Below are 24,166 nucleotides of genomic sequence, written 5' to 3' on the forward strand. Positions count from 1 at the left end.
TCTTTATAAAGCACCATATTGTTGCCATGTTTCGCCTGTATGCAGGCTGTCATAATAGTTTTGCAGAGTGTTCAAGTCATGGTGTTGCGTATAGGCTAGTACTAAAAGCCCAAAAATTAAAGCCGCCTTCAAGAGATTTAAACGCGAATGTTGTTGTGAAAAATAGCCTAAGCTAAGTGAGGTGAGTATGGCTGAGGGGAGAATCGCAATACTTTCATGCTGCAAAAGAAAAATCCAATGATTGAGATAAACCAGACTTAAAATGAGTCCAATCAATCCCATATAGTTATAGATCTTTTTATTTACAGATGCTTTAAAAACAGTAATTGTTTGAAATATTAAAATCAGACTACTAAAAAGATAAGCGCTTTTTCCACCAATAATCACACCATAGATTGCATTGAATAGGCAATAAGCCAACAACACGGATAGTACGAAAGAATAGAGTTTGGTATAGAGAATGTGTGAAAAGGGGAGAATCTGTTTCATAATTTGCTCTATTGAAAACTCACATCGTATTAAAAGAGAATTTGAAGCTTAACATGCTATTCATTTTTTGCCACTGTGGCATGTTTTTTTAGTGTTGGAGATGGCTTGAATAAATGTCGCGTACGAGTAGAACTTAGACCGCAGATTATTAAACACAGCGTCCCGCCAATAAGTACTGCTGGCACTACCGAAAAATAGCGCGTCATTAGGCTGGTGTGTAGGGCACCGAGTTGATTGCCTGAAGTCACTAAGATGCCATTTAAAGCGGCTACACGTCCTAATAGTACTTTTGGGGGGAGTTGCTGTAATAAAGTTTGTCGAATGACCATGCTGATACTATCAAAGACGCCAATCAAAACAAGGAGGATGACTGAGAGCCAAACATGGGAGGATAGTGCGAAAGCTAAAGTACACAAAGCAATTGCAAAACTACTATAGAGCATGTTTCTCCATGCATTTTGCATTGGAGAATAAAAGGTCAACATCAACATCATGATACAGGCGCCAATGGCTGGGGCTGCTCTGAGTATACCTAAGCCTTCAACGCCTAGATGCAGGATCTCGTGTGCAAAAATAGGCAGTAAGATAATGACACTACAAAAAAGCATGGCGCTGAGATCCAGCAACATACTCCAAAACATCAGTGGATGTTTAAAGATAAACCAATAGGCTTCTTTTAAGCTTTTGCTTAAATGTTGTTTATGCGGGCTTGGGAAGTCGCGAGCGCTTAATCCGAATAAGCAGATGCTACCCACGCAACATAAGAAAAAAACAATCAAGAGGGTTTTTTCAAGCCCAAGTTGGCCAAGTAACAGTCCTGCACATAAGGGTGCTAAAATGCCGCCCATTTGCCAAATGAGAGCAGTCCATGTGGCTGCATTGCTATAGGCTGACTCTGGGGTTAGAAAAGGGCGTAATGAATTAAAAGATGGGCTGTAAATACCTCTAAGTATGCCTAAGCAAAAGATGAGGCTATAAATGCCGCATAAAAGTGTATTTTGTTGAATGTGCTGTTGTTGGTACTGAGAAAAAAGAACAATAAATAATAAGGGAATTAGAGTGCTACAGCTAAAACTCCACTGCACAATTTTTTGTCTGTTATAGCGGTCAGCCCAGTCGCCACTGATCAGGGAGAGGCAAATAAAGGGGAGTAACTCAATTAAGGCAATCATGCCAAGGCTGAGTGGATTTTGAGTGAGTTGATAGATACTATAAGCAATGACGACTTCTTGAATCATGATGGTTAGAATTAAGCACAACTGATTGACACTCAGAAGTGAAAAATCACGTGAATGAAAAGCCAAAAAAGCATCGGAATGGAAAAGCGACATACACAGAATAGTTTCAAATATGAATTAAAAAAGGATGGCGCAAAGTCCATCCTTTTTAGGGTTTAAAGCAGATTACTGTGCTTTTGCTACCGCAATAGTTTCGTCATTTGCAGCTTTAGCCATAGGTGTATATTTCAAACCAAGGGTTGTGCTGGTGTATTGGCGAACTTGGTCAAGAAGCACAGGATTAGTGCTGAGTTCTTGTTGGTACGATTTTACAATTTCATGTAATTTCGGATTCCATTTACCTTCTACTTGTTGTGGGAATGCTTTCTCAAGCAAGCTCAACATAATATAAGGAGAGGTCGAAGCACCTGGTGAAGCACCTAATAGGGCAGTCACAGCACCGTCTTGAGATGCAAAAATCTCGGTACCAAATTGTAAGCTTGCAGGTTTTTCTGGTTCTTTCTTAATGATTTGAACACGTTGACCACCTTGATTCATGCGCCAGTCTTCTGGTTTTGCATCAGGGTAGTATTTTTTCAATTCATTAAAACGGTCTTCATCGGTCATCATGACTTGGCTCACCAAGTATTTGACCAAATCAAGATTTTCCATACCCACAGCAGTCATTGGTAAAACGTTATTCTTCGTGGTTGATTTCAATAAATCAAGCTGAGAACCTTGTTTTAAGAATTTGTTTGAATAAGTCGCAAATGGACCAAACAACACATATTTTTTACCGTCGATATAACGCGTATCAATATGTGGAACAGACATTGGAGGTGCGCCTAATTCAGCACGACCATAAACTTTTGCAGTATGGCCTTCAGTGACTTTCGGGTTGTCGGTCATTAAGAACACGCCACCTACAGGGAAGCCAGCATATTGCTTCGCTTCTGGTAAGCCTGTCATTTGTAAAAGCTTAACCGCTGCACCGCCTGCACCAATAAAGACAAAGCGCGTTTTCACGTGATCTGTTTTACCTGTAGTAAGGTTTTTAAATGCAACCGTCCAAGTTTTATCATCGTTTTGGCTAATGCCAGTCACTTCAGTCGATGTTTGTAGTTTGAAGTTAGATTGTTTTTTAAGGTGATCGACCAATTGAGTGGTGATCGAGCCATAGTTCACATCCGAACCGACATCCATGCGTGTTGCAGCTACTTTTTGTGCAGCATCACGGCCATTCATTACCAATGGTGCCCATTGTTTAATTTCAGCAGGATTCTCAGAGAATTTCATGCCATAAAACATTGGGTTTTTAACCATTGCAGCGTAACGTTTTTCGAGGAAATTCACGTTATCGCCCCAAACGAAAGCAATGTGCGGTACAGGGTTGATGAAACTATTTGGTTGCCCCAAAACACCTTCTTTGACTTGATAAGACCAGAACTGTTTTGCAACTTCAAATTGTTCAGCCACTTTTACAGCTTTGGTAATGTCCATTTTCCCATCTTTTTCAGAGGTGTAGTTCATTTCCATAAAGCCAGAGTGACCTGTGCCTGCATTGTTGAAGCCATTAGAGCTTTCTTGTGCAACTTTATCTAGGCGTTCATACATGCGAATTTGCCAGTTTGGCTCAAGTTCACTAAGGTATGTGCCTAGGGTTGCGCTCATGATGCCACCACCAACTAGGACTGCGTCAACAACAGGCTCATTGCTGGTGGTTTGAATTTTTTTAGACGTGATAGGTCTAAATAAGAAAATTACGACTGCAATAATAAGCAGTACGATTAATACCAAAAGGTATTTTAAAAATTTTTTCATGCGATTATGACCTTGGGGAGCAGGTTTTGGATCGCTTTATAGCGAATAGAATAAAAATAAGAAGAATGATAGAGCTGCTTATAAATGATCAGCTTGGTATAGTTGAAGTAATACTTAAAAGCTGAAAAGCACACAAAAAATATAACTTTTGAGCCTATCACACAGTTCTGATTTATGAATATTTTAGACTAAATATATATTGACTTAGTAATTTTTATTGTAAATGGTTTGGGTTGAATTATAAATATCAGTGATGTTTGTTTTTAGCTATTGTTTTTATTGAGTTTTATTTAGGTATAATTTCTGTATTTAAAATACAGACGTTGAATATCTATACAAGAGCATAATCTTTTTAACGTTTAAATGTATAAGTTGAGATGGAAAGTAAGTCCTAAAGATAAAGCAAGTTGTGATTATGGTGTTTTAGAAAATATGAATAATTGCCTGACCTAATTATTCTAAAGTTGAATAAAAGGTCAGGTTTTACACCATTAAGAGTTATGCGATTTCGGCGCGGTAAAATGGAGCAGTTGAACGTGGTAAAGCTTGATGACCACGTATTTGATCCGCGATTTTCTCAGCCATCATAATGGTGGTTGCATTTAAGTTACCTGTGATAATCAGCGGCATAATCGATGCATCAACAACACGTAAATTTTGCATGCCATGCACACGACCTTGTCCATCGACTACTGCCATATCATCTTCGCCCATTTTACAACTACAGGATGGATGATAAGCAGTTTCAGCGTGATTCCGCACAAATTCATCTAATTCAGCATCGGTACTCACATCTTTTCCAGGGCTGATTTCTTCGCCTCGATAAGGATCAAGTGCAGGTTGGTTCATAATTTCACGAGTAATCCGGATAGCGTCACGAAATTCCTGCCAGTCTTGTTCGGTCGACATGTAGTTAAATAAAATACTTGGATGGTCGAAAGGGTTTTTAGATGTCAGCTGTACTCGACCGCGTGAAGGTGAGCGCATCGAACCGACATGGGCTTGGAAGCCATGCTCTTTGACGGCATTACTGCCATTATAGTTAATTGCAACAGGCAAGAAGTGGTATTGAATATTTGGCCAAGCAAACTCTTTAGATGATCGAATAAAGCCACCTGCTTCAAACTGGTTGCTTGCTCCAATCCCTGTTCCGTTAAACAACCACTCTGCACCAATTGCAGGTTGATTTTGCCATTTTAAAGCAGGGTAGAGAGAAACAGGTTGCTTGCACTTATATTGTAAGTACATTTCTAAATGGTCTTGCAGGTTTTCACCGACACCCGGTAAGTCATGCACGACTGGAATGTCGAGAGACTGAAGTAAAGTACTTGAACCCACACCCGAACGTTGCAAAATTTGCGGTGATGCAATCGCTCCAGCACAGAGTAGAACTTCCTTATCGGCATAGACCTGAAGCAAGTTGTTTTGATTAGCACCTTGAATATATTCAACACCAATCGCTTGTTTGCCACTGAACAAAATTTGATTGGTCATGGCATGGGTGATAATGGTTAAATTCGCTCGACCTTTGGCCATATCTAAATAGCCACGTGCAGTGCTTGAGCGTCGACCTTTGGGGGTCACGGTTCGATCCATTGGGCCGAAACCTTCTTGTTGATAACCATTTAAGTCATCAGTGCGTGGATAGCCTGCTTGCACACCAGCTTCAACCATGGCATTGAATAAAACATTATTGTCTGCTTTAGGTGTGGCGACAGAAACAGGGCCAGCATCGCCATGATAGTCATTGCCACCAATATCACGGGTTTCAGCTTTTTTGTAGTAAGGCAGGCAGTCCGCATAGCTCCAATTTTCAAGGCCTTTCAAGCTAGCCCATTGTTCTAAGTCCATGGCATTACCACGGATATAGCACATGCCATTAATGAGGGACGAACCGCCTAAGCCTTTGCCGCGACCACATTCCATGCGGCGGTTATTCATATGAGGTTCTGGGTCGGTTAAATACGCCCAGTTATAACGACGACCTTGCAAGGGATAGGCTAAGGCAGCAGGCATCTGAGTACGGAAGTCGATACGATAATCGGGACCACCTGCTTCGAGTAAGAGCACGGAAACATCTGGGTCTTCGGTTAAACGAGCAGCCAGTACGTTACCCGCAGAACCTGCGCCAATAATAATATAATCGTAGTGTTGAGAATGCATAATGATCCTTTTTCTATGGCAGGGCCACGTTGCATGAGAACGTGGCCACATGTTGAGTTGAGGATGAAAAAAAGAATAAATAAAAAGGAAGTAAGGATTTAGATGGTTAAAATTCAGACTTTAAAAAATACTTTGGTATTCACCCAATTCAACTTGAACTGATTTGATGCGGGTATAGTGTTCAAGTGTGGTGATACCATTTTCACGTCCAACGCCCGACTGTTTATAACCCCCTACAGGCATTTCAGCAGGGGATTCGCCCCAAGTATTGATCCAGCAAATACCTGCCTCAAGCAGATGAATAATGCGATGTGCTTGGGAAATATCTTGTGTGACCACACCTGCGGCTAAACCATAACTGGTGTTGTTGGCACGTTGAATGGCTTCTTCAATATTGTCATAACTTAAAATGCTCATAACCGGACCAAAGATTTCATCTTGCAGAATGTGCATGTCGTCATGGCAGTCGGTGAAAACGGTCGGTAATACATATGCACCTTGAGCAAGTGCTGCTTCGGTGGCACGTTGTCCACCAATCAATAAGGTCGCACCTTGTTGTTTGCCTGACTCAATATAAGACAAGACTTTTTCCATATGCGGAAAGCTGACTAAAGGTCCAAAGTTGGTTTCAACCTGCATCGGGTCACCGATACGGATACGTTTTACACGCTTAATCACTGCTTGTTCAAATGCAGTCTTGAGGGTTTGCGGTACAAACACACGGGTGCCATTGGTACATACTTGACCTGAGCTAAAGAAGTTCGCCATTACTGCGATATCGGCTGCGCGATCAAGGTTGGCATCGGCACAAATAATCAGAGGTGATTTGCCACCGAGCTCCATGGTAACTTCTTTGAGACTAGAAGCCGCAGCACTGGCCATGACCTTTTTACCCGTTGCCACACCACCTGTGAATGAAATTTTTTGAATATCTGGGTGTTCAGTCAACCATTGACCCACTTCAGCACCAAAACCTTGTACCACGTTGAAAACCCCAGCAGGTACGCCTGCTTCAGTATAGATCTCTGCCAACTTTAAGGCGGTAAGAGGGGTCACTTCGCTGGGTTTAAAAATCATGGCATTCCCAGCAGCGAGGGCCGGAGCTGATTTCCAAAGTGCTATTTGGATGGGATAATTCCAAGCACCAATGCCTGCCACCACACCTAAAGGTTCACGGCGCGTGTAGAAAAAACTACTTTCACGTAGCGGCACTTGTTCACCTTGAATGGCCGTTGCAAGTCCTGCGTAGTACTCTAAAACGTCTGCACCAGTGACAATATCGACGGTAGAGGTTTCACTGAAGGCTTTCCCTGTATCGAGTGTTTCAAGGCGAGCTAACTCGTCATTACGAGTGCGTAAAATATCGACTGCACGACGTAAAATACGGGCACGTTCGACCGCTGTTTTGGCAGCCCATTTACGCTGCCCTTGTACAGCACTTTGCACGGCTGAATCGACATCAGCTTTGGATGCTTGTTGAATGGTGGCAATGACTTGACCTGTGGCAGGATTAATACTGTCAAAGGTTTGACCACTGGTGGCATTGAAATATTGTCCGTGAATATAAAGCGAGTGAAGCTGTAAATCATTCATTTTGTTGTTCCTGCCGTATCTGTTGAATTAAGCGAAGTTGCATATCGACATAGTCGTATGCAATAGAACGTGCCAAATCACGATCAAATGCTTGATGACCACTTAAACTTCCACGTAACCATAAGCCATCAATCAGTGCTGCTAGCCCTTTAGCGGCTTGGCTTGCTTGGGCCTTTGGCATGAGCTGCAAGAAATGAAACTTCAAATTTGAATAAAGCCGTTGGTCATTGATTCGTTGCAGTCGACCTAAGTCGGGTAGGTGCATACTGGCAGACCAAAAATCCAGCCAAACCCGCATAGCCGTGTTGTTAACCTGACTGATGTCAAAGTTTGCATCAATAATGGCTTTGAGCAAATGTTCTGGACTGGGGTGCGCCACCTTTTCCTTATAGCTTGCCGTGGTCTCGGCTAAGACATTCAGCATTTGGCGCATGCAACTGTGAATGAGGCCTTGTTTATCACCAAAATAATGACTCACAATGCCCGTAGAAAGCTGTGCTTTTTTCGCAATTTGAGCAATGGTGGTGTTGGATAAGCCCACTTCATAAATGACTGCATAGGCAGCATTAATGATTTCTTCACGGCGCTCATGCTCAGGTTTTACTCTACGTTTATTCATGACAATCCAGAACAATTTGCCTTAAATTTAAAGGCGTTAGATTCAATAACTTACATGGAAAGCATCATAGCATTTTTTTATGATACTTTTTATTGATTGAACGTTCAATCAATAAAAAGTACACTTATGGTTAAATTCAAAGCAAAATACTGCTAAATTGCTTTGAGTATCCGACATAACTTTTTATTTATCAAAAGGATGTGTCATAAGGGTTTAATCTCAGAACATCACTCAGAAAAGTGAGCTGATGAGCTATGGGCTTACGGTTTTATACTTTTTTCGAGTTGAGAAAACTTTTATAGTCATGTTGAAGGGAGACATGTGTAAGATTTCTATCAAAATATCGATGAACAAGGGTGGCTCACATTTTAAGCCTGTGTAGCAAATGCACCGCATAAATGATTTAGACCTTCGGGTTTAAAGAAGATAGCGTTTTTATTTCTGATAAAAATACTGTCGTTTTCGTTAGTCGATTTTTAAGCTCTCGACCACGAGAAGTTTAAAAATTGGCTTTTGTCTTTTTTTTATTTACTTTCTTGAGGATTGTATGGCAACAGATAATCCAAGAGCAGTTGATGATCAAACATTAGCGCCTAAAGACCGTTTAAATGGTGTGGTCTTTTATATTTCAGCTCTCATTATTTTAATTTTTTCTGTTACCACCATTTTGTTTAATGACTTTGCTAACCGAACCTTAAATACAGTCTTGGCGTGGGTGAGTTCAACTTTTAGTTGGTATTACTTACTCGCAGCGACCTTGTATATGGTCTTTGTGATTTTCATTGCCTGTTCTCGCTATGGCAATATCAAATTAGGTCCCAAACATTCCAAGCCAGAATTTAGCCTTTTAAGTTGGTCTGCAATGCTGTTCTCAGCTGGGATCGGCATCGATTTGATGTTTTTCTCGGTGGCGGAACCTTTATCTCACTATATGCATCCACCTGTGGGTGAAGGGCAGACCCTAGAAGCGGCACGTCAAGGCATGGTGTGGACCCTGTTTCACTATGGTCTAACGGGATGGTGTATGTATGCCTTGATTGGCATGGCATTGGGCTATTTTAGTTATCGCTATAACTTACCACTGACTATTCGCTCTGCTTTATATCCGATCTTTGGCAATAAGATTCATGGGCCGATCGGTCATAGTGTTGATACTGCTGCGGTCATCGGGACTATTTTTGGTATTGCGACGACCTGCGGGATTGGAGTAGTACAGCTGAACTATGGCTTACATGTGTTGTTCGATTTACCTGAAAACCTCTGGATGCAAACCGCATTAATTGTGGTTGCGGTGGCAATGACCATTATTTCAGTGACTTCAGGGGTGAATAAGGGACTGCGTGTTCTCTCCGAGATCAATATTTATGTCTCTGTTGGTTTGATGCTATTTATTTTGTTTTTAGGCAATACCGAATTTCTATTGAATGCTTTTGTGCAAAATATTGGAGACTACATTAACCGTTTTCCAAGTATGACTTTGGAAAGTTTTGCCTTTCAACAACCCAAAGAATGGATGAACAGTTGGACATTGTTCTTTTGGGCATGGTGGGTGGCTTGGTCACCATTTGTAGGTTTGTTTTTAGCACGTATCTCGCGTGGCCGAACCATCCGTGAGTTTGTTAGCGGAACTCTCATTATTCCTTTATTTTTCACACTCACGTGGTTATCAATATTTGGAAATAGTGCACTACATAGTGTGATTTTTGATGGTAACTTAGCCCTTGCACAAAGTGTCATTGCCAACCCTGCACATGGTTTTTATGACTTGCTGGCTCAGTATCCATGGTTTCCATTTATTGCAGGTGTAGCCACAATTACTGGTTTACTATTTTATGTGACCTCGGCGGACTCTGGTGCGCTGGTATTGGGAAATTTCACCACTCAATTTACCAATGTCGACCATGATGCACCGCGATGGTTGAGCGTGTTTTGGGCTATAGCCATTGGTTTATTAACCCTTGCAATGTTGATGGCTAACGGAGTAACGGCACTACAAAACGCCACAATCATTATGGGGTTGCCGTTTAGTTTTGTGATGTTCTTGGTGATGGCAGGATTGTATAAATCACTGCGGTTAGAAGACTACCGACAAGCCAGTAGCAGTTTAAATGCCGCACCCGTGGTGGGCAATGTCGACATCCTCAACTGGAAAAAACGTTTGTCCCGAGTCATGCATCATCCAGGAACAACTGATACTCGGCGTATGCTCGATGACATCTGCCGACCGGCTGTGATGGCGGTTGCAGAGGAAATGCAAAAACGAGGTATCGACATCAGTGTTCAAGAAAGTGCGCTAGAAGAAGATCCTAATCTGTATCATTTAGATTTGATGATACATTTGGAAGAAGAACAAAACTTTGTCTATCAAATTTGGCCAGTACGTTATATCGCGCCGACCTTTAGTGAGCGTGGCAAACTAGGTAAACGCTTCTACTACCGTCTTGAAACTTATTTGTATGAAGGTTCTCAAGGCAACGACCTTGTTGGTTATACCAAAGAGCAAGTGATTAATGATGTGCTGGATCGTTATGAGCGTCACATGACCTTCTTACATATCAATCGAATCAGTCCAGGGAATCGTCCCTTATTTCCAGACCCTCAAGGATAATTAGGAGGAACCATGTTGACCTCATATTTACATGCTTTTGCTTTGTTTTTCTCATTGCTGAATCCGTTTTTAATGAGTATTTACATGATTGGCATGATTCGGAACTCCGAAGCTAAAGTGTTTAATAAGGCCTTGATTCAGGGCTGTCTCATTGCCTTTATAGTATTTATGCTGTTTGCATGGGGTGGAGAAGCGATTTTTAGTAAATATTTAAATGTACGCTTTGAAGCCTTCCAAATATTTGGTGGCCTGATCTTCTTGGTGATTGGTTATCGTTACGTGTTTCAGGGGGCAGATACCATTGGTGAAATGCGTGGTGCGCCTGAGCATTTGGCAGGAACCATTGCGATGCCTTTTATGATTGGTCCAGGAACCATCAGTGCCGCTGTGGTGACAGGTATGGCATTGCCAATCAGCGGCGCAGCTATGATTATTTTCCTGACTTTGGCGTTGACCTGTGGCTTGATGATTTTAATGAAATTTGCACATGATCATTTACGCTATAAGCATGCCAAATATATTGACCGTTATGTTGATATTGTCGGGCGACTGTCTGCCTTACTGATTGGGACTATTGCGGTAGATATGATTATTAATGGCATTATTGGTGTCATGGCTGAAATGTAGAATTCACGAATAGCGGACCATAAAAAAGCCCTCATTCAATGAGGGCTTTTTTATTTAACTGAAGAACCAAGTGTAATAACCCCAGATCATCAGTGGCCACGATAGAAACGGGCTAAACAGCCATTTCCAAATCCAGTGGCGTGGCACGAAGCCAACGCCGTGGATAAAGCCGCCTGAGATACCAATCATGATATACATCAGCGCACTGTGGCTATAGTGACCATTGTCATCCAACATAGCAGCAGGATGCACTAACAACACCGCTGCAAGTGGAAAGGCCAATAGGCAGGAAATTAGCATCGCAAATTTGTTCGGCTTTTTATCTACAGTTTGGTTTTCCATAGCAACGTCTGTCATGGTTTATTCCTCATCAAGGTCTTGATGATGTTCGATATACAAAGCACTGAGTACACCTGCAAAGCAAGCCATCAAAATGCCGAGAATCCATGCAAAATACCACATAATTTCATCTCCTTAGACACAGCCTTAGTAAAGGCTGTGTGAATTCTCTTTAATGTGTGTGTTGGTAATAACACCCCACATTTTGTAGTAACACCAAGTGGTATAGCACAAAATGAGTGGGACAAAGATACATGCCGCAACGGTCATTACAGTTAACGTCGTTTTACTTGAAACTGCATCCCACATGGTCAAGCTTGCAACAGGTTGAATACTTGACGGCATTAAGAATGGGAACAGCGCAAAACCAGCAGTTAAAATTGCCCCCACGACTGCTAGACTTGAACCCAAGAAGCTAAAGCCTGCTTTGTTTTTGCTTGCTGCAAGCACCACAATTAAACCACCTAAGATACCTGCGATAGGCGCAATCATAGTAATTGGGTAAGTCGAGTAGTTGTTCATCCAGCCATGGTTGGCATTGGTCAACACTTCTTTTGCCAATGGGTTAGCAACACCGTTGGTGTCAAATGGAGTGACTAAGGTATAACCTTCGATTCCACCAAAGTACAACCAAGCACCAGCACCTAAGAAACAGATGAGATAAACAATGCCCATAAGTTTCGTTGCTTGTGCTGAGCGTCTACGTAAGTCACCATCGGTACGAAGCATGAGCCATGCACCGCCGTGTGCACACAGCATTGATAAACTAACTAGACCGCAGACTAAAGCAAATGGGTTAAGCAGGGCGAAGAAGCTCCCTGTATAAGTTGAGCGGACGGTATCATCTAAACTAAATGGCACGCCTAAGAACATGTTCCCAAAAGCCACACCGAAGACCAGTGCAGGCACAGCACCACCGACTGCTAAACCCCAGTCCCATGACGTACGCCATTTGGTATTTTGCAGTTTAGAGCGGTAGTCAAAACCTACAGGTCGTAAGAATAGGGCAAACAGTACCAACAGTAGCGCCCAATACATGCCTGAGAATGCTGTTGCATAAACCATTGGCCATGCGGCAAACAATGCACCGCCAGCAGTAATGAACCAAACTTGGTTACCGTCCCAGTGCGGAGCAATGGTATTGATGGCCGCACGGCGTTCTTCATCTGTTTTGCCCACAAATGGCATGATCGCCATAGAGCCCATATCGAAGCCATCGGTGAGGGCAAAGCCAATCAGCAAGACGCCGACTAAAACCCACCAAATGATTTTGAGTAATTCATATTCGATCATGCTTGAGTCTCCTCATTACGAGCTGCTTCAAGTTTTTCAAAATGGTATTTACCAGTGTGAAGCGAACTTGGACCAAGACGTGAGAATTTGATCATTAAATACATTTCAATAATCAAAAGAACGGTATAGAACGCAGCTAAGGCAGCGATAGAACCCCATACATCACCTGTGCTTAAGCTTGATGCTGACAAGTGTGTAGGTAGAACTTCACCAATCGTCCACGGTTGACGACCTACTTCAGCAACATACCAACCTGTTTGTGCAGCAATCCATGGCAGAGGTAGAGCGAATAGGGCGAACTTCAGTAACCATGGTTTGTTTTCTGCATTGCGTTTTGCCACAGCAAAGGTTGCTAGAGCAAATAACAACAGCATAAGGAAACCAGATACAACCATGGCACGGAATGCCCAGAATAAACTTGGTACGTGCGGAATCGTGTCTTTTGCAGCAGATTTAATTTGATCTTCAGATGCATCAACTACATTTGGTGTGTATTTCTTCAAAAGTAAGCCATAGCCCAAGTCTTTTTGAGTTTCAGCAAAGGCAGCTTTTAGCTCTGGAGAAGTATCACCCGCGCGTAGTTTTTCCAGTTGTGAGTAAGCCACCATACCGTTACGAATACGATCTTCGTGTTGTACGATCAAATCTTTAATGCCTGTCACTTCTTTGTCTAAAGAACGTGTTGCAATAAGACCCATCACATATGGAATTTTCACTGCATAATCTGTAGTCATGGTTTCTTTATTTGGAATACCAAACAAAGTAAAGGGTGCAGGTGCAGGGTGAGTATCCCATTCTGCTTCAATGGCCGCGAGTTTAGTTTTCTGAACATCACCCAGTTCATAACCTGACTCATCTCCCAGTAAAATCACTGAAAGTGTTGAAGCTAAACCAAAAATTGCGGCAATGGCAAATGAACGACGCGCAAACGGAATATCGCGTTTTTTCAGTAAGTAGTAGCTTGAAATAGCAAGGACGAAAATAGCGCCTGTCACATAACCCGCAGATACAGTATGTACAAATTTTACCTGTGCAACTGGGTTAAAAATGAGAGCACCAAAATCTACCAGTTCCATGCGCATGGTTTCATAGTTAAATGCAGAACCGACAGGGTTTTGCATCCAACCATTTGCAACCAAAATCCATAAGGCAGACATATTAGAACCGAGTGCAACCAGCCATGTCACACATAAGTGCTGCACTTTGGATAAGCGATCCCATCCAAAGAAGAAAAGACCGATGAATGTCGATTCCAAGAAGAATGCCATTAATCCTTCAATGGCTAATGGAGCACCGAAAATATCCCCCACATAGTGTGAGTAATATGCCCAGTTCGTGCCGAACTGGAACTCCATGGTTAAGCCAGTAGTGACCCCTAAAGCGAAGTTAATACCGAAGAGTTTCCCCCAAAACTTGGTCATGTCTTTATAAATTTCTTTACCTGAAATCACATAGGTGGTTTCCATAATGGCAAGAATAAAGGCAAGTCCCAGTGTAAGTGGAACAAAAATAAAGTGATACATCGCGGTCATAGCGAACTGGAACCGCGAAAGATCGACCACGCTTTCAGATATCATCAACGTGTCTCCTTGATTGGGGATGGATTGCCTGCAATACGCTCAGCAACTTGATTGTCAAAATTTTTAGGAATCGTTGGGGCGTCAAACCAGATGTTCTTAATGACCATTAAAATAATCACCTTAATGATTAAAATGGCCACAATCTCTCTGGTGACTTTTTGATTGAGATTTTTGGGGACTAAGCTCATTTCACAAAGCCTATTTTTTAACTTGCTTTATATTATTAAACAAAAACATACAAAAGATAAATAGTCTTTAAACTTAAATAAAAAATATATTATTAAGTTGTTTAAATACATATACTTAAAATAATGGTGTGATGAAAAATAAACTAATATTTTTGTATTTTAAAGTTGACCAAATTACTTATGTTTATATTTAAATACCTGACTAAAATACTTGTATATATTTATTTTAAATCCGACTAAAACGCTTATATTTAACGTTCATCGTTATTTTATTGATAATTCATCTTAAGAATATAAAAGTGATAGGGCTTTTAAATGATGGATTTTAACGGATATGAATCATGGATGATTTGATCTGTTGCATATACCACAAGGAAATTAGGAATTAAAAATCGAATTAATATTTAAAAAGTCTTTTATTGTGTCATCTAAGCTTGAAGGCAGAGGCGGGGAGTAAAATTCTCATCCTGAGCTTATTCTGGGTAAATTTTCTTAGAATCCAGAAAGCTGGATTGTAAATGAAAGATTGCTTTGAAAAGATTGAGCAAGAAGATGATGCAAGGCTTTGATTTAAACAGCGCGTTGTGAGGCGTTTGTTGGAGACTGACGCAGTAAGTAGGTATGGCAAAGGATAGACATGCTTATATAGACGTGCAGCGTTGAAATAGGATTGGATTTGGTGTTTGTTTAGCGCGTACTTTCACCACTAAAAAGTTGATTAGATTTTGAAATTTTCTTTGCTATATAATGCGACTTTTTTAGACGAATGAGAATAATTTGTGACTGAAATTCAAGTTCACCAAACTCAGGTTCAACTTGCACATAGTGGAGTTGACCATATTCATCGCGAACGCGAGCTTGAGCCGAAAAACCAGGACGTGCATTCCCGCTGGAGATAGTCGCCAGACGACCCAGTAAGTTGGTTTGTTTTTTATCTGGTCTGGGTTTAATAACTTGATCCAAACAGTGGATCATAAAAACGGTAAAGAAAATTGCAATAATCAGCGCAGGCAAAATCAGGTAGTAAGCCGAAGTAAAGGCCTGTTCTTTGGCGTAGATGCAGAACTGAAGGAAATAACCTGCAACACTAAAATTAAGTAAGAGAAAAACTACAATCAGTACTTTAGAAAACTTAACGTCCAGCAGCGGAGATTCAGTCAGTTTTTGTGGCGAGAGCCTTTTAAGGAAATGACTTGGGCGAGATTTAAAAAAGTAGCCTAAGGTTTCCACCATGCTGAGTATGACTAAAGTCAATAAGCTGAAATGAAAGAGCATCAAATCAGGGTGATGTAGCAACTCATACATGGTGAACGTCCAATTTCATTATTCTTCTGTGAGATAAATCCCACCGTCAGAATGCACGGTAATCGCTACTTTTTCAAGTGCTTCGCCTTGGCAGGGGCCAGAAATGCATTCACCTGTTTCCACCATAAACAACGCACCATGGGTCGAACATTCAATAAATTCTTGGTCGCGGTCTAAGAACTGGTTTTCCAAAAATTCAAGTTCAACTTGCAAATGCGGGCAAATGTTTTGGTAAGCAAAGAAGGCACCGTCACGTTGGGTGATAAAAATCGTATCCCCTTTAGGTGTTTCAAAAGAGCGCGCTTCGCGTTCTGGGATGTCTTCCGTCATGCAAATTTTTTGCATCATGCACATTCCTTTTGCAGTTGTTGGAACAATTCAGCGTAATTTGCCACAGCCAAACGAGGGCCAAACTGTGACACCACTTCACTTGAAATCAAAATTGCAAGTTGCGCAGCTGTATGTAAGCCTAAGCCCGCATTCACTGCATAAAGGAAGGCACCAGCAAAGGCATCACCTGCACCATTGGCATCGATAGCGTGTACTTTACGACCCACGACATTAAATGTTTCCTGTGCATTTGAAATAAGTGCACCTTCCGCCGAAAGCGTAATCACCACATGCTGGCTCAGTGTTTTGAGTTTTGCTAAAGCCGCCTCAACTGTTTCAGTTTCGGTGTACATCATGGCTTCTTGCTGATTACAGAACAATAAGTCCACACCATCCGCAATCATTTCATCTAGACCATGACGCGCGTATTGCACCATCGCAGGGTCAGATAGGGTTAATGCAATTTTAACACCATGAGCTTTGGCAATTTCACGAGCCTGCTTGACAGCTACACGTGCGCTATCGCTGGTTGAAAGATAACCTTCGATATAGAGCCATTTCGCTGTTTTTAAGGGTTCAAAGTCAATCTGTTGTTCAGTTAACTCGGCCGTGATCCCCAAATAGGTATGCATAGTGCGTTCAGAGTCTTCACTGACTAAAACCATACACGTGCCTGTTACGCCTTCACTGATTGATTTTTCAGTGTTTTTAATGCCTGCTTCGTGTAAACCATTGAGGTAAGTTTGCCCTAGTTCATCATTACCCACGCGGCATGCATAAAATGCTGAACCACCCAAGGCACTAAAAGCAACGGTGGTGTTGGCTGCTGAACCACCTGAAGCCTGACCTTTATAGCTTTGTGTTTCTTTTAATTTTTTGTAAAGATCTGCTTGTGTTTCACCATCAGTTAACTGCATAGTGCCTTTTTGCAAATGTTGTTGAATAAGGAAGTCGTCAGAGACTTTAAATTCTTGGTCGATTAGTGCATTACCAATTGCAAAAAGATCAACAGTTGCCATGTCTTTTTTCGTCACGTATTGAAAATAAAGCGACATTTTACACCAATGCTCAAGATTGCTGTAGTTTGTTGAGGAAAATTCATTTTATTTACGTGGCAAATGTAGTGAAATGGCTTTGCTCATATTCAAGGAAGTTTAGATGGAAATTTTAATTCAAGCGGCAGAACAATTACCTCCTCAAATACAAGCTTTGGCACAACTCGCAGCAAAAGAAGGATATGAACCGTTGACGCGCTTGATCGAAGAATATCAAAGCGGAAAAAATCGTTTTGATCAAAAGGGTGAAGTGTTGTTATTGGCCTATGATCAAGACCAATTAATTGCCTGTGGCGGTTTAAATCAACAATGGGGTGAAAATGAAATCGAGGCGCGGATTGGGCGCGTACGCCGTTTTTATGTACATCCTAAATACCGTAAGAGCGGTGTGGGTCGTCAGTTGTTGGCACATTTAGAAAAATGTGCACGTCCGAACTTTTCTGCGCTGTGTTTAAATACCGCGGATTTGTCCGCAGCCAGTTTCTATCAGAAGCAAAACTATGTTTTTGTGGAAAATCACCCGAACTATAATTATTTTAAATATCTCATCTAGTTTTACTTTTGAGAACGCTTCCCTCAAAAAGACTGAAATTTGGAAAGCAGTGATATGCTTTTCAAATTTCCAGCAAATTACTCGGGTTTTCAGCGTGAAATCTTTTGACAACTACAGCTATAATGCAGGCAGTGTATTAATTATTGTTAGGAGATCACATGACTGTAGATGTCACTGAAACCATTTCTCAAACTGTACATCCTGCGTTTCAGTTGGTACGTCAACACCATGTTGAAGCTTTAGACATTTTAGTGTCTGAATATAAACATAAAGTCACCGGGGCAGTGCATTATCACTTGGCCACCAATCATGATGAAAATGTATTCTTGGTTGCATTTCGCACCCAACCTATGGATTCAAAAGGCGAAGCGCATATTTTAGAACACACAGCACTGTGTGGTTCGGAAAAATTCCCTGTTCGTGATCCGTTCTTTTTAATGATTCGTCGCTCACTGAATACTTTTATGAACGCCTTTACTGCGGCGGACTGGACAGCGTATCCATTTGCGACTCAGAATAAAAAAGATTTCCAAAATTTACTCGAAGTGTATTTAGATGCGGCTTTTGCAGCCAATTTGAATCCGTTGGATTTTGCCCAAGAAGGGATCCGCATTGAGCTTGAAAACGGTGAGCCTGTTTATAAAGGTGTGGTTTTCAACGAAATGAAAGGGGCTATGAGTTCGCCTTCAGACCAGTTGTATCATCAGTTAGCGCACCACTTATTCCCTGAAACCACTTATCACTACAACTCAGGTGGCGACCCTAAAGATATTCCAGACTTGACTTATCCTGAGTTGGTGGATTTCTACAAGTCGCATTATCACCCAAGTAACGCAGTTTTCATGACCTTTGGTAATGAGCCTGCTTACAATCTACAAGAGCAGTTTGAAACTTTAGCCTTGGCCAAGTTTTCAAAAGGTGAAACGCTCTTTTCTAAAGAAGAGCGCCGTTTGACTGCGCCGCTAGAAGTGACTGAAACCTATGCGGTAGATGCAGAAGATTTAAAAGACAAAACTTATCACATCATTTCGTGGTTATTGCCTAAAGCCAGTGAGATCAAACTACGCTTAGGTATGCGCCTTGTCGAAGGTGTATTGTTAGAAGATTCGGCTTCTCCGTTACGTCATTACCTTGAGACCTGTGGTTATGCACAGTCTACTGGCCCGATTATGGGAGTAGATGATTCAAATTATGAAATGACCTTCTACTGTGGCGTACAGGGTTCAAACCCAGAACATGCAGCTGAGTTTAAAGCAGGTGTGTTTAAAGTTTTGGAAGACGTTGCTGCAAAACCTGTCGATCAAAACATGGTCGATGCGATTTTACATCAAATTGAATTGCACCAACGTGAAATCAATGGCGACGGCATGCCTTATGGTCTAAGCCTGATTTTAAATGGTTTGGGCAGTGCGATTCACCACAGCGACCCAGTCACTGTATGGGATGTGGACTCAGCCATTGCTGCGGTAAAAGAAGAACTGAAAGATCCAATGTGGTTGTCAAACTTAATCAAAACCTATTTGATTGATAACCCGCACCGTGTACAAATGACTTTGGTGCCTGATGCCAATAAATCAGCGGTGGAAGCGGCGGCAGAAAAAGCACGTTTAGCCGAAATTGGTGCGCAGCTAACAGACGCTGAAAAAGCAGAAATTGAAGCACAAACTGAAGCACTCAAAGTCCGTCAAGATACCCCAGATGACCTTAACCTTCTGCCAAAAGTGGGTTTGGAAGATGTGCCTGCTGAACTGCAAATCGTACAAGGGCAGTTGCGTGAGATTATCTCAAATCGTATCGATTATCCGTTAAATCTTTATCATGCAGGTACGAACGGCATTTACTACAATCAAGTGCTGATCCAAATTCCGCAAGATGTAGTGCAGTCGCCTTACTTTAACTTGCTGTCCATTTTGATGGGTGAAGTTGGTGCAGGTCAATATGACTATCTAGAACTACAACAACTGCAAACTGCGGTGAGTGGTGGTTTAGGTATGGGTGCCTCTTTACGTTCTCAAGTAAATGACAAAAATCAAATCAGTGCATGGTTAACGCTGACCACAAAATCGTTGGTGAGTAATTTTGACAGTATCGCTTTGTTGAAACTGGCATTTGAACAACTGCGTTTTGACGAAAAAGATCGAATTGTTGAGTTATTGCAACAACGTAAAACGCGTTGGGCATCTCGTCTGTCAGGTTCAGGACACAGTTATGCCATGCAAATTGCAGGACGTAACCACAGTGCTTTGGCAAAACGTGATTATCACAACACAGGCTTGGGTGCATTAAACTGGTTAGGCGATTTAGTCAGCCGTATTGAAAAAGATGCAGCAGCTTATGATGATTTGATCAATGAATTAAAAGCGATTCATTTGAAACTTTTACAAGCACCAAAACAGTTCTTACTGGTTTGTGAAGAACATCAGTCAGACCGTTTGGTTGAAGAAGTTCAAAATGTGTGGGACAAGTTAGCCATTCCTGAGCAAACTGTGAGTTTGAAAACGGCTGAGCAGATCGATACCGATGCAGATGAGGCGTGGTTAATTCAAGCCAATGTTCAATTCTGTTCATCGGCTTATCAAGCCGTTGAGGTGTCACATCCAGATGCTGCACCGCTAATGGTACTGGCAGCGTACTTGCGTAATGGTTTCTTACACAGTGCGATTCGTGAAAAAGGTGGGGCTTATGGTGGTGGCGCAAGCTATGACGGCAATGCATGTTCATTCCGCTTCTATAGCTATCGTGACCCGCGTTTGGCTGAAACCTTCAATGACTTTGAAGCCAGTGTGCAATGGTTGCTCAATACTGAGCAAAAGCCTCATCAGCTTGAAGAAGCAATTTTAGGTTTGATTGCGGGTATGGACAAACCAGGTTCACCAGCGGGTGAAGCGATTACGGCATGTTATGCACTTTTACATGCACGTACACCAGCCTTCCGTAAGCAGTTACGTAGCCGTCTTTTGGCTGTGAGTTTAGAGGACTTGCAACGTGTGGCGGTACAATACTTGCTTGAACAAAAACCAACGAAAGCCGTGGTTGCACCTATGGCGAAGCGTGATACTTTAATTGAGTTAGGTTTTAGTATTCAACAAGTTCAGTAAAACAATAAGAGGGTCATATGGCGTTCAAATCATTTGAGCGTTCAACTTTAGTACTGAGCATGACTGTGCTCAGTACTTTGGGTGTCGCTAAAACACATGCACAAATTTCCGAAGTACCTGCAACTCCTGCAACAGCCGAGGCATGTGTTGCATTAGCATCTAATGCAGACCGTTTGGCTTGTTATGATGCATTATTCAAAATTCCTGAAGCAGTAAAGCCGCGCATTGTTTCTGAGCAACGTGCAGCCATGGAAATTGCGCCAGAACCTGAAAATATCACAGGGAAGATTGCACAAGGTGTGAGCTCTGTTTTCGCTTCTGAAGGTCCTAAAATATCCCCGAATTTATCTTTAATGGATAGCCGTTGGGAGCTTTCACCCGAAAGTAAATTAGGGACTTGGAATATTCGTGCTTATCAACCTGTGTACTTAATGCCTGGTTTTTGGACGACAGATAAAAATGAACGTCCATCGAGCCCAAATGAAAACAATACTGTAAATGCCGATCGAGAGCAAAACCTGAAGTCGATGGAAGCGAAATTTCAACTGTCTTTAAAAACCAAAGCAGTCGAGAACTTATTTGGAGACAATGGCGATGTTTGGTTGGGTTATACCCAGTCTTCTCGTTGGCAGGTGTATAACGGTGAAGAATCACGTCCGTTCCGTGAAACCAACTATGAGCCTGAAGCCAGTTTGGTTTTCCGTACCAATTATGAACTGTTGGGTTTAAATGGTCGCTTACTGGGATTAACTTTCAACCACCAGTCTAATGGTCGTTCCGATCCGCTGTCACGTAGTTGGAACCGTGTCATGTTGAATGTGGGTTTTGAAAGAGACAACTTTGCGCTCATGCTGCGCCCTTGGTACCGTCTAGACGAAGATGCAGGTGATGATAATAACCCTGATATTAAGGATTATGTCGGACGGGGTGACTTAACTGCATTCTACCGTTGGAATGAACATGATTTTTCACTCATGCTTCGCCATAGTTTAAAAGGTGGTGATGATTCACGTGGTGCTGCACAGTTTGACTGGGCTTTCCCTATTTCAGGGAAGTTGCGTGGCCATTTGCAGTTATTTGATGGTTATGGCGAAAGCTTAATTGATTATAACCACCGAGCGACTTATGTGGGCTTGGGTGTTTCCTTAATGAATTGGTACTAATTTAGAAACATAAAAAAACCACGTTTGATACGTGGTTTTTTATGTTTAAGTGTTAGGTGTTTTAACCAATTTGAATATCGGCAGTTGGGTGTTTTAGGCGGCTCTTTTTCGGTGTCGCAATTAGGTAGGCTAGCGTTAAAGGACCTAAACGACCTGCAAACATCAAGAGCATCAGAATAAATAAACTTGCAGGTTGAAGTTCACCGGTGATGCCACGTGACAAACCGACAGTACAAGCAGCGGAAATGGCTTCAAATAACAAATCCATAAACTGATGATTAGGTTCGATTAAAGATAAACTAAAGATGCCTAAGAAAATAAGTGCCGCGGTAATAGAGACAACAGCCATCGCCTTGAAAGAGGTTTTCTGAGAAACGGAGTGATTGAACACGCGAATTTCATCTTCACGTCGAAGGAAGCTAATCACGCTGAGTAAAACAATAATAAAAGTACCTACTTTAATCCCGCCTGCGGTACTCATCGAGCCGCCCCCAATGAACATTAGTAACATGGTCACGAGGGTCGAGGCATCTTTCATTTGTGCCAAATCGAGGCTGTTAAAACCCGATGAACGAGGCACGGTGGCATGGAACCATGCATTTAAAGCTTGGTCACCTAAGCTCATTGGCGCTAAAGTGAGGGGATTGTTCGATTCAATCGTCCATAAAAGAACAAAAGCAATCAGGTTCAAACCGGCAATGGTGGATAAAATCAGTTTGCTATTGGTACTTAAGCCTTTCCAGCGCTTGCTGCGCTTAATGTCCATTAACACCACAAAACCTGTCCCACCAATGATATATAGCATACTGATGGTAAAGGTAATGAGATACTGACCCGAGAAGTTCATTAGACTGTTGGGAAACAGTGAAAAGCCACCATTGTTAAATGCGGATACACTATAAAAAGCCGCATAAAACAGAGCTTGATTGAAATTGTAATCTTCTAACCATGCAATGGTCAAAATAACCGTGCCGATCGCCTCAAAAAAGAAGGAATATAGCAGTACACCTTTAATGGTGAAGGATACTTTGGATAAGCTGGTTTGACCAATGGTCTCTTGCGCCATGATTTGTTGCTTTAAACCGAGTTTGGTCGACAGACTCAGTGCGGCTAAAATTGCAAAAGTCATAAAGCCTAAGCCACCAATTTGAATCAGTAGCATGATGATGATTTTACCTGTTACGGTAAAAGTTTCACCGACATTCACCACAGACAGTCCCGTAATGGTGACTGCTGAGCTGGCGGTGAACAAAGAGTTAATCCAACTGAGTTCACCGTAGTGTGAAATGGGTAACTTTAATAATAGAGTCCCAATAATAATAAAGCTCAAAAAACCCAAAGCCAGCAGGCTGGGCGGGCTTAAATTAATGGTGCTGTTTTTGGGGGTTTGCCATTCTTTGACTTTTTTCATGATTTGAACCGTGCTGAAAGACGACGTAATGTTTCAACTAAACCTTCAACAACTAGAATATCACCCACTTGTAAAATTAAATTGGGGTCAATGCTGTACAAAACGTCTTTGCCACGTTTATGGAGTAAGGTTTTCACATCAGGTGCTTGATCCATCAGTTGGCGGAAGCGAGTCCCTTGTAGTTTTTCATCAATTTCAATTTTGACAATATAGTGGTTATCTTCAAGTGCCATATAGCGGCTGACCATGGGGTAGCATAAAGACTGCGCAATCCGCACGCCCATGTCCTCTTCAGGGTGAATAATTTTACTAATCCCTAAATGGCTTAAAATCATATGGTGCGACTTCGATTTGGCTTTGACCCAAATTTTTTCAACCCCAATATTTTTGAGGTGCAGTACACACAAAATACTGGCTTCAATATTTTCACCAATTGCGACCACCACGGCATCGCAGTTTTTAATATTTAATTCATCGAGGACATGTTCATCTGTTGCATCGGCAATGACAGCATGGGTCACCTGCTCAGAAATATTTTCAACATATTTTTTTTCACTGTCGATACCAATGACATCATGTCCCAGTTCAATGAGTTGAGTTGCAACTGTGGCTCCAAAGCTTCCTAAACCAATCACTGCAAATTGCGCCATGTCATCTTTCCTTTAAATTTTTTATACATCGATTGTTAACGAATGTTGTGCCAAATTTCACAAG

Annotated in this window: 21 protein-coding genes; 5 read left to right on the top strand and 16 right to left on the bottom strand. The window is 41.8% G+C overall.

The annotated features are described in order from the left end of the window. Positions 1 to 3: 3 nt before the first annotated feature. The 6 genes from ACF8FD_RS10830 to betI all read right to left on the bottom strand — a co-directional run bounded on the left by ACF8FD_RS10830 (position 4) and on the right by betI (position 7,902). A complete protein-coding gene (locus ACF8FD_RS10830) occupies positions 4 to 489 on the bottom strand; it encodes a hypothetical protein (protein ID WP_234304840.1) in 486 nt (161 codons plus the stop codon). A gap of 56 nt (positions 490 to 545) precedes the next feature. After that, complete coding sequence (locus ACF8FD_RS10835; RefSeq protein ID WP_392453382.1) at positions 546 to 1,820, bottom strand: MFS transporter; 1,275 nt, start codon at positions 1,818 to 1,820, stop codon at positions 546 to 548. Between the two features lie 72 nt (positions 1,821 to 1,892). Beyond that, positions 1,893 to 3,527 carry a malate dehydrogenase (quinone) gene (mqo, locus tag ACF8FD_RS10840; RefSeq protein ID WP_178927707.1) on the bottom strand — a complete coding sequence of 545 codons (1,635 nt, stop codon included), beginning with the start codon at positions 3,525 to 3,527 and terminating at the stop codon, positions 1,893 to 1,895. 498 nt (positions 3,528 to 4,025) lie between these two features. After that, the gene (gene betA, locus ACF8FD_RS10845) at positions 4,026 to 5,690 is read right to left on the bottom strand and encodes a choline dehydrogenase (RefSeq protein ID WP_392453383.1); all 1,665 of its coding nucleotides are present in this window, start codon (positions 5,688 to 5,690) and stop codon (positions 4,026 to 4,028) included. 120 nt (positions 5,691 to 5,810) lie between these two features. Continuing rightward, on the bottom strand, positions 5,811 to 7,283 hold the full coding sequence (betB, locus tag ACF8FD_RS10850; RefSeq protein WP_234304843.1) for a betaine-aldehyde dehydrogenase: 1,473 nt from the start codon (positions 7,281 to 7,283) through the stop codon (positions 5,811 to 5,813). After that, positions 7,276 to 7,902 carry a transcriptional regulator BetI gene (gene betI / locus ACF8FD_RS10855; RefSeq protein WP_178927704.1) on the bottom strand — a complete coding sequence of 209 codons (627 nt, stop codon included), beginning with the start codon at positions 7,900 to 7,902 and terminating at the stop codon, positions 7,276 to 7,278. The genes betB and betI overlap by 8 nt, the downstream gene beginning before the upstream one ends. A gap of 547 nt (positions 7,903 to 8,449) precedes the next feature. Between betI and ACF8FD_RS10860 the strand changes: the two genes are divergently transcribed. After that, positions 8,450 to 10,510, top strand: coding sequence for a choline transporter (locus ACF8FD_RS10860; protein WP_234304844.1), 2,061 nt, complete (start codon positions 8,450 to 8,452; stop codon positions 10,508 to 10,510). Positions 10,511 to 10,522: 12 nt separating this feature from the next. Then, positions 10,523 to 11,137, top strand: coding sequence for a MarC family protein (locus tag ACF8FD_RS10865; RefSeq protein ID WP_004981851.1), 615 nt, complete (start codon positions 10,523 to 10,525; stop codon positions 11,135 to 11,137). A gap of 54 nt (positions 11,138 to 11,191) precedes the next feature. Here the strand turns inward: ACF8FD_RS10865 and ACF8FD_RS10870 are convergent, their stop codons facing one another. The 8 genes from ACF8FD_RS10870 to ACF8FD_RS10905 form a co-directional block, all read right to left on the bottom strand. Continuing rightward, a complete protein-coding gene (locus tag ACF8FD_RS10870) occupies positions 11,192 to 11,494 on the bottom strand; it encodes a cyd operon YbgE family protein (RefSeq protein ID WP_004696655.1) in 303 nt (100 codons plus the stop codon). A 3-nt stretch (positions 11,495 to 11,497) separates the two neighbouring features. Continuing rightward, entirely contained in the window at positions 11,498 to 11,599 is a 102-nt protein-coding gene (gene cydX, locus ACF8FD_RS10875) for a cytochrome bd-I oxidase subunit CydX (protein WP_002120988.1), read from the bottom strand. A 24-nt stretch (positions 11,600 to 11,623) separates the two neighbouring features. Beyond that, positions 11,624 to 12,769 (bottom strand): cytochrome d ubiquinol oxidase subunit II, encoded by a 1,146-nt coding sequence (cydB, locus tag ACF8FD_RS10880; protein WP_004696656.1) that lies wholly within the window; start codon positions 12,767 to 12,769, stop codon positions 11,624 to 11,626. Further along, on the bottom strand, positions 12,766 to 14,346 hold the full coding sequence (locus tag ACF8FD_RS10885) for a cytochrome ubiquinol oxidase subunit I (RefSeq protein WP_205667950.1): 1,581 nt from the start codon (positions 14,344 to 14,346) through the stop codon (positions 12,766 to 12,768). The genes cydB and ACF8FD_RS10885 overlap by 4 nt, the downstream gene beginning before the upstream one ends. After that, on the bottom strand, positions 14,346 to 14,537 hold the full coding sequence (gene cydP, locus ACF8FD_RS10890; RefSeq protein ID WP_004696660.1) for a cytochrome oxidase putative small subunit CydP: 192 nt from the start codon (positions 14,535 to 14,537) through the stop codon (positions 14,346 to 14,348). Before cydP ends, ACF8FD_RS10885 begins: the two co-directional genes overlap by 1 nt. Before the next feature lie 687 nt (positions 14,538 to 15,224). Further along, a complete protein-coding gene (locus ACF8FD_RS10895) occupies positions 15,225 to 15,842 on the bottom strand; it encodes an OB-fold-containig protein (protein WP_010326962.1) in 618 nt (205 codons plus the stop codon). Positions 15,843 to 15,860: 18 nt separating this feature from the next. Further along, positions 15,861 to 16,172, bottom strand: coding sequence for a Rieske (2Fe-2S) protein (locus tag ACF8FD_RS10900; protein ID WP_010326961.1), 312 nt, complete (start codon positions 16,170 to 16,172; stop codon positions 15,861 to 15,863). A gap of 14 nt (positions 16,173 to 16,186) precedes the next feature. After that, a complete protein-coding gene (locus tag ACF8FD_RS10905; protein ID WP_078425062.1) occupies positions 16,187 to 17,191 on the bottom strand; it encodes an adenosine kinase in 1,005 nt (334 codons plus the stop codon). Positions 17,192 to 17,330: 139 nt separating this feature from the next. Between ACF8FD_RS10905 and ACF8FD_RS10910 the strand changes: the two genes are divergently transcribed. The 3 genes from ACF8FD_RS10910 to ACF8FD_RS10920 all read left to right on the top strand — a co-directional run bounded on the left by ACF8FD_RS10910 (position 17,331) and on the right by ACF8FD_RS10920 (position 22,041). Further along, a complete protein-coding gene (locus ACF8FD_RS10910) occupies positions 17,331 to 17,780 on the top strand; it encodes a GNAT family N-acetyltransferase (protein WP_004696669.1) in 450 nt (149 codons plus the stop codon). A gap of 158 nt (positions 17,781 to 17,938) precedes the next feature. Then, positions 17,939 to 20,878 (top strand): insulinase family protein, encoded by a 2,940-nt coding sequence (locus ACF8FD_RS10915; RefSeq protein ID WP_234304845.1) that lies wholly within the window; start codon positions 17,939 to 17,941, stop codon positions 20,876 to 20,878. A 17-nt stretch (positions 20,879 to 20,895) separates the two neighbouring features. Beyond that, positions 20,896 to 22,041 (top strand): phospholipase A, encoded by a 1,146-nt coding sequence (locus ACF8FD_RS10920; RefSeq protein WP_392453386.1) that lies wholly within the window; start codon positions 20,896 to 20,898, stop codon positions 22,039 to 22,041. Positions 22,042 to 22,102: 61 nt separating this feature from the next. On the opposite strand, the gene ACF8FD_RS10925 is transcribed toward ACF8FD_RS10920, so the two are convergent. Together ACF8FD_RS10925 and ACF8FD_RS10930 are read right to left on the bottom strand one after the other, a co-directional pair. Then, positions 22,103 to 23,452: a TrkH family potassium uptake protein gene (locus ACF8FD_RS10925; RefSeq protein ID WP_234304846.1), complete on the bottom strand. Its 1,350-nt coding sequence runs from the start codon at positions 23,450 to 23,452 to the stop codon at positions 22,103 to 22,105. After that, positions 23,449 to 24,102 carry a TrkA family potassium uptake protein gene (locus ACF8FD_RS10930; RefSeq protein WP_058869788.1) on the bottom strand — a complete coding sequence of 218 codons (654 nt, stop codon included), beginning with the start codon at positions 24,100 to 24,102 and terminating at the stop codon, positions 23,449 to 23,451. The genes ACF8FD_RS10925 and ACF8FD_RS10930 overlap by 4 nt, the downstream gene beginning before the upstream one ends. Between the last annotated feature and the right edge of the window lie 64 nt (positions 24,103 to 24,166).

The organism is Acinetobacter sp. TYF_19, assembly GCF_043105125.1.
GTDB lineage: Bacteria > Pseudomonadota > Gammaproteobacteria > Pseudomonadales > Moraxellaceae > Acinetobacter > Acinetobacter johnsonii.